We start from the raw sequence: 13,136 nt of genomic DNA on the forward strand, positions 1-13,136 counted from the left end.
ATCTTGATGCCGAATCACTTCCGCGCTTCGGCGTAATTCATACGTTCATAAAATTTATAGATCCAAAGCGGTAATACTTTCCTTCAGCTTCATCATGAACTCGGCGCCGTAAACGCCATCGACTGCTCGGTGATCCGCCGATAGCGTCAATACCATAAAGTCACGCCATCCCAATTCATTATTAATGCAGCAAGCACGTTTATTGATGGTGCCCACCCCGAGAATGGCCGCTTCCGGTGGATTGATGATGGGGAGAAGTTCAACGCCCCATTTCCCCATATTCGAAATGGTGAATGAGCCACGGGATTTGGATTTATTCATCCCATTACGCGCACCTTCAGCCAGAGTGCGAGATGCCTGATTGATTTCTTTCAAGGATTTACGGTCGGCATGATCGATAACCGGAACCAACAAACCATCGTCAACCGATACCGCCACTCCAATATGGATATCCTCCAAAAGCGTGCAACGGTCGGCAAACACATGTGAATTGAGTTTGCCATGGTGTTTTAATTGACGAGAGACCGCGAAAATCACCAGATCGTTAATCGAAAGGTTGTCATCATTAGACTGGTTGTACGCTTTTCGTTTCGCCAGTAAATCCGTTACATCTACTTCGGTGCGCAAATAAAAATGGGGTTTGGTTTGCTTCGATTCCGTCAGCCTATCAGCAATAACTTGACGGACTTTCGAGTAAGGCTGGTCGCCATAATCATTACCAGAGCTCGGCTCTGCATCAGCCAAGTCCCTTTCCAGCACAGCCCCTCCAGGTCCACTGCCGCTGACAGAGGCTAAATCAATATTTCGATTCGCAGCCACCCTTCGCGCCAAAGGTGACGCTCCCAATTGCCCATGGTTAGCCGATATCACTGTATTTAGGTGTGAGGTTTGCTCGGCTTTTGTATCGTTTTCTGTCGAAGAAGTCACTGCGGCGACAGGCGTGGTTTCCGCTTGTACTTTCTCGTTATTGTTCGCTTCATCAGGTGCCCCAATAAACATAATGGGCTCCAACACTGTGGTGGTATCACCTTCTTCATAAAGCAATTCCAGCACAACGCCTTCCTGATAGGTTTCGACTTCAAACGAAGCCTTTTCAGATTCGACAACAGCAACAATATCGCCTTTTTTGACCGTATCGCCGACTTCTACCATCCACTCTGTTAACGTGCCTTCTTCCAGATCCTGACCAACCTGTGGCATCAATACCGGAGTCGCCATAATTTCACTTCCCTGTTCACTCGTTTGCTTTGCTATTTGTCGTTCCGCATAGCGTTAAACTGATCGTTTTGCGTTTTGTTAAGCTAATCGCTCTTCGTGTTGTAAATTTGAGCGCTCTACATAGGGCTAAACGCTCTTTCTATCCCGCTTCACTTTGAACCGTGCTGTTCGCCACCTTCAAAATGGCGTCTCGAATCTGCTCTTTTTGCGGAATGGAGGCTTTTTCCAACTCAAGGTTGAATGGTATTGGCGTATTAAGCCCAGCCACAATTTCAATGGGCGCATCAAGGTGATAAAAGACATTATCTTGGATGATGGAGCATATATCTGACGCCACACCGCCTCGGCGCACAGCCTCTTGCACAATGATGACTCTGTTCGTTTTCTTCACTGAATTGATGATGGTTTCTTCATCGAGAGGCACTAATGTCCTTGGATCAATAACTTCGACAGAAATGCCCTCTTTCGCCATTTCTTCTGCCACTTCTAAAGAGCGAGGCAGCATATTCGACCAAGCAATCAAGGTGACATCCGATCCCGCTCGCTTCACATCTGCTCTACCAAACTCAATTTCGTACTCACCTTCAGGCACTTCGCCTTTGGCCATGTATAAATGTTTGTGCTCAATAAACATTACGGGGTTAGCTTGTCTTAAGGCGTGTTTTAATAAACCTTTTGCATCATAAGGCGTTGAAGGCATGACAACTCTTAACCCAGGAATGTGGTAAAACAGCGCTTCTAAACTTTGTGAATGCTGAGCCGCAACCCCACCGCCTGCTCCACCTTGGGTTCGTAGCACAAAGGGAACATGACCAGAACCACCCGTCATCAAACGGAATTTAGCCGCCTGATTTACAATTTGATCCATACCCAACATGGCAAAATCGACGTAAAGAATTTCCACGATGGGTCTTGCGCCTGAAATAGCGGCGCCCACACCCACTCCTATCATGCTGGCTTCTGATATAGGGGTATCGCGAACTCTTAACTCTCCATATTTATCAAGTAGCCCCTCTGTTACTTTGTAGGAACCGCCTCGTTCTGCGATGCCTTCACCAATAATGAACACGTCGCTGTTTCTTTCCATTTCTTCTTCGAGAGCTTCGCGCAGCGCGTCTCGGTACATAATTACTCTGCTAGCCAAAACCATCTCTCCTTTGATGTTTTAATCCTATAAATCGGTTTGTCCGTTCCTTTAATAACCGGCTATGGTCTGTTCAAACTCATCCACCGAGACTTGCGTTCCCGCTAAAGCAAATGACAACGCTTCTTCCAATTCCGATTCAATCTCAGCTTCCAAGGAGGCAACTTGTTCTTCTGAGTACCCCCCTAAATCTTTTAAGTTGTTGCGAGCAGAAGTCACGGGGTCTTTGTCTTTGTAATATTGAAGTTTGCTTTCAGGCATATAGTTACCAGGGTCATTTACATGGTGACCAGAGTGGCGATAAGTTTTAGCTTCTATCAACACAGGTCCTTTTCCGGAGCGACATATTTCGCATGCCTCCGAGACCAATGCGTAGACAGCCAGCGGATCATTGCCGTCCACTGCATAGCTAGGAACACCAATGCTTTCACCTCGGCGATACAAATCCGTTTGTCGTGTGGAATCTTCAATTGGCGTTGACACTGCGTATTGGTTGTTCTCAATAATCAGAACGACATTGAGGTTCCAAATGGCGGCAAGGTTTAATGCTTCCAAAAACGTCCCGTTATTTACGCCACCGTCGGACGTAAAAATGATAGTGACCGCATCGCTACCCTTCACTTGATTAGCTAACGCACTGCCAACTCCGATCGGGGTACCTGCCCCTACGATCCCATTGGCTCCTAGATTGTTGGATTGAATATCCGCAATGTGCATCGAGCCACCGAACCCTTTGCAGTATCCTTCTTTCTTTTGCAAAAGTTCAGCGAGCATACGCTTAACATCGGCTCCCCATGAGATGCAGTGACCATGCCCTCTATGGGTGGAAGATATGTAATCTTTATTTGGGATCGCTGCAGCACACGCACCAGCCGCAATACCTTCTTGCCCAAGGTATGGGTGAAAATACCCTCTAACATGACCTTGGCGGTACAGCTTGACCCCCTCAGTTTCAAACAACCGCGTTTTGTAGCAGCTTGTGAAAATTTTTTTCAACGTCTCGCTGGAGACCTGCGTATCTACCTGTATTTTCTTCGCGTCCATTTCGTTACCTAAACTTATTTTCCGTGTCGTTTTCTCGATATGGAATTGACTATAGATCGTACAATTTTAAATGTAAATAATTTCACACACGATAAAAAACAAACTTTAAAACCAATCAAAACGTATGAAATATAAGCAATTAGCTTGTGTTAAATAGAATAAAGACACTCGAAAGACATACAGAGATAAACGAATAAATACTTGATAATAATAAATTTAAAAAGACAAACCAGAGAAAGATCACACTTTGTGAAAATTATTTTACTAATTAACTTTGTAATGCTGTGATATTGAAAATTGACTTACTAGAAGTTACATAGGATTATTAATGTTAAAAATTACTTACATTTTTATTTTTTGTGTTTATGGGAGTGATTGACCTTTCAAAGTTAACGATTATTCGAAAGATCGAGAGCCCTTCGCCCAATGACGGAATGAGATGATATAAAATGGACAAACAGGCAGGCACAGAGCTGGTAGAAAGAATCCACTCAAATTACGAGAAACTGCGTAAATCAGAAAGATTAGTCGCAGATTTCATTTTGAGCCACTTAGGAAAGCGGCTGAATTATTCGATCACCGAGTTCGCAGACAAGCTAGAAATTAGCGAAGCAACCATCAGTCGATTCACTCGTTCTATAGGCTACGCTGGGTATTCTGATCTAAAACTTTCCATGGCGGCAGCAAGCAGTATTGCGGAAGAAAATACCATTCCCAACATTCCTAGCGAGCTATCAGAAAAAGACTCATTAGTGGTGTTAAGCCAAAAGCTGATGAACGCATTGATTAATGGTTTAGGGATGACCCAAAAAAACCTCGACTACGGCAATCTAGAACAAGCTGTTGATGCCATTCACAATGCCAGTAAAGTGGTACTCGTCGGTGTTGGTGGAGCGGCTGAGATTTGTGATGAAGCCGTGCATTTACTGCTAAAAATAGGGATTGATGCCACCAGCTATTGCGATGGATATACCCAAACCATTGTTGCCTCTACTTTGCCATCGGATGCCGTGATGATCGGCATTTCCCATACTGGCGAAACTGACACCGTCGCAAAGGCATTAACTCAGGCTAAAATCAATGGGGCAAATACCATTGCCATCACCAGCTTGAAAGACTCTAAAGTGGGGCAAAGCGCAGATCATACACTGCTCACTTGGCACAATCACAACCCAAGGCAAGTCCCTCTTTATGGCGACTTTCTGGAAGGGCGAGCTTGCCAGTTATACCTCATTGATTTGCTTTATCTCGCCTTGATGTTCCGTCGAGGAAAAGACGCCAAGGTGTCATTAGAGATGACCAGAGACGCGCTGGAGAAATACTATCAAGGTCATTCGCTTAATAGCAGTGATGGAGCCTGATTGAAAATCTTGATGAAAATAGTCTTCTTGGATTAATTATCCCATTTGTGTGTTTCTCAAATAAAAACGTCGCCAAAAAGGCAACGTTTTTAATTTGGTTTTGTGAACCGCTTTCTTGAACAACTTTCCTGAACTGATTAGTGCTCGCGAGTGGCACGGAAATTAACTTCAGGGAAGCGTTCTTGCGCAAGGTTTAAGTTAACCATGGTTGGCGCGATGTAACTTAGGTTATCACCACCATCGAGCGCTAGGTTCGTTTGGTTCTTACGCTGGAACTCATCCAGTTTTTTCTCGTCGTCACATTCTACCCAACGAGCTGTTGCCACGTTAACGCCTTCATAGATGGCTTCAACGTTGTATTCCGACTTCAAACGAGCCACAACAACATCAAACTGAAGAACACCAACGGCACCTACGATCAGATCGTTGTTTTGCAGTGGACGGAACACCTGTACAGCGCCTTCTTCTGATAACTGGACTAGCCCTTTCAGAAGCTGCTTCTGCTTCAAAGGATCTTTCAATCGAATACGACGGAACAACTCTGGCGCAAAGTTTGGTATACCAGAGAACTTCAGGCTTTCACCTTGTGTAAAGGTATCGCCAATTTGAATTGTACCGTGGTTGTGTAACCCAATGATGTCACCAGCGTACGCGTTTTCTGCACGAGATCGGTCGCCCGCCATAAAGGTAACAGCATCAGAAATGCTGACTTGCTTACCAAGACGAACGTGATTCATCTTCATGCCTTGCATGTACGTTCCCGACACAATTCGCATGAATGCAATACGGTCGCGGTGTTTCGGGTCCATATTTGCCTGAATTTTAAAAACAAAGCCTGAGAACTTTTCTTCTTTAGCTTCGACTTCTCGCTCGTTCGCTTGGCGAGATAGAGGCTCTGGTGCCCACTCAGTCAAACCATCCAACATGTGGTCGACGCCGAAGTTACCCAATGCGGTACCGAAGAAAACAGGGGTGAGTTCACCGCTTAAGAACAGCTCACGATCAAATTCATGGGAAGCACCTATCACTAATTCAAGCTCTTCACGCAGTTGCTCGGCAAGTTCTTCACCAATGGCTTCGTCAAGTTCTGGGTTATTCAAACCTTTTACGATGTTTGTGTCTTGAATAGTATGACCTTGACCAGTCGAGTACAGAATCGTCTCGTCACGATGAATGTGGTAAACACCTTTAAATTCTTTACCACAGCCAATAGGCCAAGAAACTGGGGCGCAGGCCATATTCAGCTCGCTTTCAACTTCGTCCAGCAATTCCATTGGATCACGGATATCACGGTCGAGCTTGTTCATGAACGTCACGATTGGCGTGTCACGTAGACGCGTTACTTCCATGAGTTTACGAGTACGATCCTCGACACCTTTTGCCGCATCAATCACCATCAAACAGGAGTCAACTGCGGTCAAAGTACGGTATGTATCTTCCGAGAAATCTTCGTGTCCTGGAGTATCCAAAAGGTTAACCAAAGACTCGTTGTACGGAAACTGCATCACAGAGGTGGTTACGGAGATACCACGTTCTTTTTCCATTTCCATCCAGTCGGATTTGGCGTGTTGGTTAGAGCCACGCCCTTTTACCGTACCTGCAGACTGAATCGCACGTCCGAATAAAAGTACTTTTTCTGTAATGGTGGTCTTACCCGCATCCGGGTGAGAAATAATGGCGAAGGTTCTACGTTTAGACACTTCTTGCGTAAATGGGGAATTAGACATGGTTGTAATCTTCTTTATTGATCACTGCGTTAAAGTAGCAATGACATTGAAACTGGTATGCACGACACGCCAAACTCGCTGTTTAAAAACAAGCTTTAGGCACAATATGCGAGGTATAAACTGTGTATTTGAATTCAGGCTATTACATCGGTCTTGTCGTCAGGCGTGAGCAAATGGCGCAATTGTATGAGATTCGCGCTCAGCTTTCCAGTTGGTTATCGATAGTACACCAGCTAAGAGGCAAGAAATCACATGAACGCGCTTATACTCAAACTTACCGACTGATACAAACCAAACCTTTTATTCATCTTTTTACTGTATTCAACAATCGTAATGAAGTGAGAACTTGCGAGTGATTGAACATCATGTAGACACATCTGCGATATCCCCTATTTATAAACTGCAAAAAAAACCGAAATTTGAAAAAGAGTACATCGGTTAACTTTTAAACAATTCATAAGTAGCACGATATTTTCGTCAAACATGAGATTAAAATCAGCGAAATTTGCAATAACGTGAAAGAAAACTGCCACAGAGTGAGGCTCATATCTGATGCTACTGTCTTAAATGTGAGCTTTTTAATAAATGAGATTACTCACATCAGAAAAATTAACTAGTATGAATAGTTTGCCAAAATTCTTTAATCGAATAATTTTGTAAAAGTTTTAGGTTTTTTGTGATATTTATCATTCACATATGTTGTAAAGTCTCTAGAATCTAAACTTTACAGCTCGATAACAATTAGGAAGAACCACATCATGTTGAATGGCAAAATTCGAGTATTATTCCTCGTGATGTTTTTTTCTTTACCCGTTATTTCTAAAGAAATTTCTTTAGCAGCCATTCACTACCCTCCTTACACCATTATCAATGCCGACAACGAAATAACAGGTAAAGATACTAAAATTGTTGTTGATGTTATGGCTATGCAAGGAATCCGCATTAATTTGATCAACCCACCTTGGTCTCGGGCATTAAAAAGCGTCAAGCATGGTAAGATTTCAGGATTAGTGAGCTGTACGAAAAATAATGACAGATCTAAATATATGCTTTTCTCTGATCCAATTGATGCCATAAATAACGGTCTTATTGTTCGAAACAGCTACACTGGCACACCACCAAAACACATCAGCGATTTAAATGGCATCAACCTAATTGCTATCCACAAATGGAACACTCAAACCGAATTAGTAAGAAATAACATTCCCCACGCCCAAGCAAACTCTATTCCGCAGGCATTAGATATGCTTCTAAGGCGCGATTTCGACGCAATTTATAGCGGAACCGAGAGTGTGAAGTACTTTGCTGAAAGGTCGCACAAACAAAATAAGCTGAAAGTCGTATTGTTTGAAGACAGCAAACCCATCACGCTGCATATGTGCTTAGGAAAACGAACACCAAATGCAAAAGAGATTATGGCTAGGTTTAATCAAGATCTTGCAATATACAATGCGCTCAAAAATTAAATAATAATTAGGCGCTTATTTATAGAGATCCACCAACGTTAAGGAAAAAAATTTGTATCGTCAGTCCCGAAAATCTCTTGCTACTCGTCAGACCAAAACTGTATTTCTGGTTGCTGTTGCACTGGGGCTGCTTTTTAGCTTTTACCAAATTGTTCTGGATCTGCACAGAGAACGTCAAAAGATTTCAGAGAAATATCATCTGAAGCTGGAGCAAAATTACACCAATGCCAGCCAAGCGGCTTATCACGTTAACCCCTTATTAGCGCAGCAAGTGACGGACAGCATAATGACAGATAAAGCTGTGCGTCATGTGGTACTTACCGATGACTTTAATGACGTATTATCGGAAGAGCGTCGAACTTTTCATTATGAAAGCCGATTGAATCAATCTCTTGGTCAGTGGCTTTTCACCAACGAACAAATTTACACTATTTCACTCCACCAGCCAGGCACTACGCAAGTTGTAGGGACGCTTAGTTTCACGGTTAACGGCATTGCATCTGCTAATGGCTTTTTAGAAAGAGCAAAATCACTGCTTATTTTCGATATGATCCGCAATGTACTCCTTGCCAGTATTCTGCTTTTTTTCTTTTATCGAAAACTGTCCAAACCTCTTATTGATCTCACCTACTGGGTTCGTTCTTTGCAATTTCAAGAATCTCAAAAAAAGCTCCCAGGACAACTAAGAGACGATGAACTAGGGCAGCTCGCCCAGTCTTTTCAAACCATGTGGAATGAACGTGAGCAAGCATCCGCACAATTAAGCCAAAATATTGAAGCGCTTGAAAAAAGTGAGCATTTCGCCAGTACCATAATGGATAACTCAAGCGATGCACTTTTACTGATCAATCAAGATGGAAAAATTACCCACGTCAACAGTAATACTTGTGACTTATTGGGGTACGAAAAAGAAGAGCTGGTGGGCTTTCCTGCGGTCACGATAAGCGTTAGTTATTCGATTGATTACATTGGTTTTAAAGTAAAACAACCGTCAGAAAGCCAAGCTTCTTTATTTGAAGCGGTTCATCGTAAAAAGAACGGGGCAACCTTTCCCGTTGAAGCAACAGCTATTGAGCTTACTATGAATGATACTCCCATGTTTTTGGTGCAAGCGAGGGATATTTCTAACCGTAAGCAGGCTGAAATACAAATTCACAACCTTGCGTATTTTGATGGACTGACAGGGCTACCGAATCGAAAACAGCTACTCGACCGATTGGATGAAGCGCTCAATAAGTCGTATCGCACCAGCGAACCAGGGGTACTTCTTTACCTCGACCTTGACCGATTCAAAACGATCAACGACTCACTCGGGCATGCGATTGGCGATCAGCTTCTTCAAGCTGTATCAGAACGTTTGCAACAGCTACTCGACCCGATACATTTATTCGCTCGGATTGGGGGGGATGAGTTTGCGATTTTGATGCCTAACGTCCCCTTAGATCAGGCAAAAAAACACGCGGAGGAGGTCTTATCTTTAGCTCGCTCTCCTTATGTCGTCGAATCACACCACTTGTATTGCAGTATCAGTGTTGGCATTGCCACTTTCCCGAGCCCAGATACCAATGCCTTAGAACTTCTGCGACAAGCCGATACCGCCCTGTATCGCGCAAAATCGGCGGGCAGTAACACTTACAAGACTTATGAGCCCGAAATGCGTAAGTTAGTGGACTCTTTTTTGTCGATCGAAAAAGGGCTTCATGAAGCCCTCAACAAAAACCAATTCGAGCTCTACTATCAGCCTCAAGTAAATAAAAAAGGGGAGTTAGTGGGTGCTGAAGCGCTCATCCGGTGGAACCACCCCACTCAAGGTACTGTGCCGCCAGATACCTTTATGTCTATTGCCGAAGAGACTGGGCAAATCATTCCTATGGGCTCTTGGATACTTGAGCAAGCCTGCTTACAAATGGCGCATTGGAAAGAGAGCGGTAATGTACCTAGCACCTTCAAACGCCTCGCTATCAATATCAGTCCACTTCAATTTTCTCAGGCAGATTTTGTTGAGCAGGTGACAGGCGCGGTAGAGCGTTCGGGGATCGCTCCCGAAGACATCGAGCTAGAACTCACTGAAAACATGCTACTGAAAAACATCGATGCTTGTGTAATAAAAATGGCGGAATTGAAAAAGAAAGGTTTTAAGATTGCCATTGATGACTTTGGTACGGGGTATTCATCTCTTAAGTACTTAAAAAGATTGTCACTGGATGTGTTAAAAATCGATCGCTCATTCGTAACCGAACTTCACCTTAATAAAAACGATACCGCCATCGTTGATTCAATCATCTTGATGTCGGAGCGCCTTGGATTAGAAGTGATTGCAGAAGGTGTCGAAGAGCCCGAAGAGCTAAAAGCCTTAACAGACTTAGGTTGTGAACAATTTCAGGGATATATATTCGATAAACCTTTGGATGCAGAAACGATGTCTTTGCGACTTAAGAAGCCGCAATACAACAATCAAATCATCAAACAATTAAGTCAATCTAAGTGACAGTACTACGCTGTTTTCGGTTTCAGTTAATCGGGTTCAAGGCGCGAGAATATAAGTGAAAGGGATTTCTCTTTCTTTACGCTACATAAACAGATAACTCATAATAATCGCGTCTTCTTTGCCTGATGCCGTCGGGTAGTAATCGATGCGTCGGTCAACTTCATTGAATCCTTCCGATTCATACAGCCCAAATGCACTCTGATTACTTTCTCTTACTTCTAACCAAGCACTTTCGGCATTAGCGGCTGTGCATATTTCAATAAACCCTTGAAGCAGCTGTTTTCCGTACCCTTTTCCTTGATGAGAAGGAGAAACGGCAATGTTCAGTAACGTCACTTCTCCTACAATGTTCTGCGCGTAAAAATACCCCACCAGCTCATCATCGATATGAAGCCCATAATGACACGCTCCACGAGAGTCTAATTCCCGTATCATCGATTCTTTCCATGGGTGGCTGTGCGCTTGCTGCTCGATCGCCCAAACACTATCTAAGTGCTGTGTAGACAGCGGCGTAATTGCATTATTCATAGGACTTTATTTGCTTCCAAAGTGCTTGCTTGTGCTCTTTATTCGATTCAACCAATGAGAGTGACTCCGAATGTAACGTTTTCACACTCTCTAGTTCGCTAGGCTCACATTGACAAAACCAAACCCACTCGACGTTGGCAATATCAACTTGTGACAACTGCTGAGGCTCAAGTAAAAAGGCATCATCAATACTCACCTTGAAGCTGCCAAGCACTTTTGCAAGAAAGGTACGCTCAGCAGATGTCGGAACATTAGGGCAAATCAGTAACATTCGGCAGTGCTCTGGCAGTGAGATAGGTGTGATATCCACCCCTTCTAAACGCTCAGGGTGAAGAACCTGCCACTGATCGATCTGCATTTCTTGAAGAAAAGACGTGTTACTCATGACATCGACACAATTAGTTATTCATTGAGGTAGTCGATAGTAACAAAAAACGATGATTGCACGAAAAGAAAAGGCTGCTCATTTCTATCGTTCTCGCTTAAGCCCAAAACTAAAAACTATTCACTACAAAAAAAGAGCACCGAAGTGCTCTTGAAGAATTATTCATTGACGTTGTTAGAGATCGCGCATCAAAATCTCCAGTTCTTCCGATGCATCATCGATACATTCTTGCAGAACTCGAGCATCACGATGGCAAAGTGGCAACCTCCAGGTTTTACCTTTACGAGCATTCGGTGTTTCCCCGACAAGCTCTGTAACGTTGCCCTTTCGTTCGAATCTTAGAGAGTCAAATTCTGTTCTTAAGCTTTGATGACTCTCATGAATTTCAACAGCGACCACACCAGTTGGGTTTACCTCGATATGTGCCTTGGAGTGTGACACATCGTTCAGCGCACAATCTAAATGTCTAGCCAGCATATAATCCTCTCCCTTTTCCTAGTCAAACCGATCACAACCGCCAAATCAGTATAGACAAACCAGTGAGCTTGAAAGGAAAATCTGGTGATAATTTCATCTAAAATGAATAAAGAGTTGATTCTTATCAAAATAAAATTTGAAAAAAATCGAAGGTATTGACACGAATATCCAATGGAAATTTCTCGTTAAATTTAACCTTCGCAAGCCACGGCCCCATCCTACATTTGGACGATGTTTTTCGAGTATTTCCCGTGATAATGTAAACAAAATGTTAACCAATCTTCATTCAATGCAAACGTAAAGGTGACATGATGTCAAAACAGATCAACCGGTGCTCCAGTGAACTTGAAACCTTTAGTGCGTTGCTGCTATCTGTCTATGAATTAGCGCGCCACGTTTCCATTGACGAATTCCAAAGTGAAGTGCTGAATGCGATTGAAAGCTGTATTTCACACAGCAGTGCATGGTGGGGACGTGCCTCAATTCAAAATGACGGTCCCCACCTACACAGAACACATTTAAAAAATCTTTCAGAGCGCTATTTGAGCGATTGGAAAGCGATGAGAGAGAAGGATATTACGGTACAGAAAGTGTTTGATGATCCGGGGCAGGCAGTCATTATTCGCTTCGCAGATAGCGACACACCATTAGAGCTCAAGAACTTGGGTAAAGAACACGGGATTAACCAACTGATGTGCGTGATCGCTATCGACCCAGTGACTCAATTATGTGAACACGTAGCGTTGTATCGAAGTCACGGAGAGCCCGATTTTACTCAATCCGATGTCGATACTCTCACTAACCTTATGCCTCACCTTGTATCTGCGACTGCAACAAACCAACTTAGAACACTGTACAACCTCAGAGAATCAGTTAACCACCATCGTGTAGCGTTTGCGATATGCGATAAAAAAGGCGTTCTTCAAATGACAGAGCCAACCTTCACGACCCTGCTTCTTACCGATTTCCCCGACTGGAAGGGACCACAATTACCACCTGAATTGTACGAGTCTGAATACTGTGGAGAAAACATCACTCTATCTTTTGATCGCATCGGTGGGCTACTGCTCATGCAAGCAAGATATCGAGATCAATCGGATCAGCTTTCTAGCCGAGAAAAAAGTGTCGCTAAGCTCATGAACGAAGGCATGACCTATAAAATGATTGCGAGACAGCTCGATATCGCCCCCAACACGGTTAGACACCACATTCGGTCTATGTACCAAAAGCTGAACATTCATAATAAAACCGAGCTCATCCGGCTAATTCAACCGTTACTGCATTAGTACTCTCACTTG

The 13,136-nt window shown here is 43.5% G+C and carries 11 protein-coding genes; 4 read left to right on the forward strand and 7 right to left on the reverse strand.

Going from position 1 to position 13,136, the window contains the following annotated elements; all coding sequences use genetic code 11:
• Nucleotides 1-54 precede the first annotated feature (54 nt).
• From CW749_RS15730 to CW749_RS15740, 3 genes are all read right to left on the reverse strand, one after another.
• On the reverse strand, nucleotides 55-1,218 hold the full coding sequence (locus CW749_RS15730) for a dihydrolipoamide acetyltransferase family protein (RefSeq protein ID WP_101113220.1): 1,164 nt from the start codon (nucleotides 1,216-1,218) through the stop codon (nucleotides 55-57).
• Nucleotides 1,219-1,357: 139 nt separating this feature from the next.
• Nucleotides 1,358-2,362: an alpha-ketoacid dehydrogenase subunit beta gene (locus tag CW749_RS15735; protein WP_343232624.1), complete on the reverse strand. Its 1,005-nt coding sequence runs from the start codon at nucleotides 2,360-2,362 to the stop codon at nucleotides 1,358-1,360.
• 51 nt (nucleotides 2,363-2,413) lie between these two features.
• Complete coding sequence (locus CW749_RS15740; protein ID WP_101113222.1) at nucleotides 2,414-3,406, reverse strand: thiamine pyrophosphate-dependent dehydrogenase E1 component subunit alpha; 993 nt, start codon at nucleotides 3,404-3,406, stop codon at nucleotides 2,414-2,416.
• A 449-nt stretch (nucleotides 3,407-3,855) separates the two neighbouring features.
• Between CW749_RS15740 and CW749_RS15745 the strand changes: the two genes are divergently transcribed.
• On the forward strand, nucleotides 3,856-4,767 hold the full coding sequence (locus CW749_RS15745; RefSeq protein ID WP_101113223.1) for a MurR/RpiR family transcriptional regulator: 912 nt from the start codon (nucleotides 3,856-3,858) through the stop codon (nucleotides 4,765-4,767).
• Between the two features lie 137 nt (nucleotides 4,768-4,904).
• On the opposite strand, the gene prfC is transcribed toward CW749_RS15745, so the two are convergent.
• Complete coding sequence (prfC, locus tag CW749_RS15750; RefSeq protein ID WP_101113224.1) at nucleotides 4,905-6,494, reverse strand: peptide chain release factor 3; 1,590 nt, start codon at nucleotides 6,492-6,494, stop codon at nucleotides 4,905-4,907.
• A gap of 758 nt (nucleotides 6,495-7,252) precedes the next feature.
• Here prfC and CW749_RS15755 point away from each other — a divergent pair.
• Nucleotides 7,253-7,960 (forward strand): transporter substrate-binding domain-containing protein, encoded by a 708-nt coding sequence (locus CW749_RS15755; RefSeq protein WP_101113225.1) that lies wholly within the window; start codon nucleotides 7,253-7,255, stop codon nucleotides 7,958-7,960.
• Nucleotides 7,961-8,012: 52 nt separating this feature from the next.
• Nucleotides 8,013-10,448: an EAL domain-containing protein gene (locus CW749_RS15760; protein ID WP_101113226.1), complete on the forward strand. Its 2,436-nt coding sequence runs from the start codon at nucleotides 8,013-8,015 to the stop codon at nucleotides 10,446-10,448.
• 81 nt (nucleotides 10,449-10,529) lie between these two features.
• On the opposite strand, the gene rimI is transcribed toward CW749_RS15760, so the two are convergent.
• From rimI to CW749_RS15775, 3 genes are all read right to left on the reverse strand, one after another.
• Nucleotides 10,530-10,976 (reverse strand): ribosomal protein S18-alanine N-acetyltransferase, encoded by a 447-nt coding sequence (gene rimI, locus CW749_RS15765; RefSeq protein ID WP_101113227.1) that lies wholly within the window; start codon nucleotides 10,974-10,976, stop codon nucleotides 10,530-10,532.
• Complete coding sequence (locus CW749_RS15770) at nucleotides 10,969-11,361, reverse strand: DNA polymerase III subunit psi (protein WP_101113228.1); 393 nt, start codon at nucleotides 11,359-11,361, stop codon at nucleotides 10,969-10,971. The genes rimI and CW749_RS15770 overlap by 8 nt, the downstream gene beginning before the upstream one ends.
• Before the next feature lie 174 nt (nucleotides 11,362-11,535).
• Entirely contained in the window at nucleotides 11,536-11,838 is a 303-nt protein-coding gene (locus CW749_RS15775) for a hypothetical protein (RefSeq protein WP_101113229.1), read from the reverse strand.
• 311 nt (nucleotides 11,839-12,149) lie between these two features.
• On the opposite strand from CW749_RS15775, the gene CW749_RS15780 reads away from it, so the two are divergent.
• Nucleotides 12,150-13,124: a helix-turn-helix transcriptional regulator gene (locus tag CW749_RS15780; RefSeq protein ID WP_180958425.1), complete on the forward strand. Its 975-nt coding sequence runs from the start codon at nucleotides 12,150-12,152 to the stop codon at nucleotides 13,122-13,124.
• The last annotated feature ends 12 nt before the right edge of the window (nucleotides 13,125-13,136 follow it).

This window comes from Vibrio sp. vnigr-6D03, from assembly GCF_002835515.1.
In the GTDB taxonomy this organism is placed as follows: domain Bacteria; phylum Pseudomonadota; class Gammaproteobacteria; order Enterobacterales; family Vibrionaceae; genus Vibrio; species Vibrio penaeicida.

Coding starts and splice junctions, on each gene's coding strand:
- CW749_RS15730 (WP_101113220.1), bottom strand. CDS start 1,218: ATGGCGACTCCGGTATTGATGCCACAGGTTGGTCAGGATCTGGAAGAA.
- CW749_RS15740 (WP_101113222.1), bottom strand. CDS start 3,406: ATGGACGCGAAGAAAATACAGGTAGATACGCAGGTCTCCAGCGAGACG.
- CW749_RS15745 (WP_101113223.1), top strand. CDS start 3,856: ATGGACAAACAGGCAGGCACAGAGCTGGTAGAAAGAATCCACTCAAAT.
- prfC (WP_101113224.1), bottom strand. CDS start 6,494: ATGTCTAATTCCCCATTTACGCAAGAAGTGTCTAAACGTAGAACCTTC.
- CW749_RS15755 (WP_101113225.1), top strand. CDS start 7,253: ATGTTGAATGGCAAAATTCGAGTATTATTCCTCGTGATGTTTTTTTCT.
- rimI (WP_101113227.1), bottom strand. CDS start 10,976: ATGAATAATGCAATTACGCCGCTGTCTACACAGCACTTAGATAGTGTT.
- CW749_RS15770 (WP_101113228.1), bottom strand. CDS start 11,361: ATGAGTAACACGTCTTTTCTTCAAGAAATGCAGATCGATCAGTGGCAG.
- CW749_RS15775 (WP_101113229.1), bottom strand. CDS start 11,838: ATGCTGGCTAGACATTTAGATTGTGCGCTGAACGATGTGTCACACTCC.
- CW749_RS15780 (WP_180958425.1), top strand. CDS start 12,150: ATGTCAAAACAGATCAACCGGTGCTCCAGTGAACTTGAAACCTTTAGT.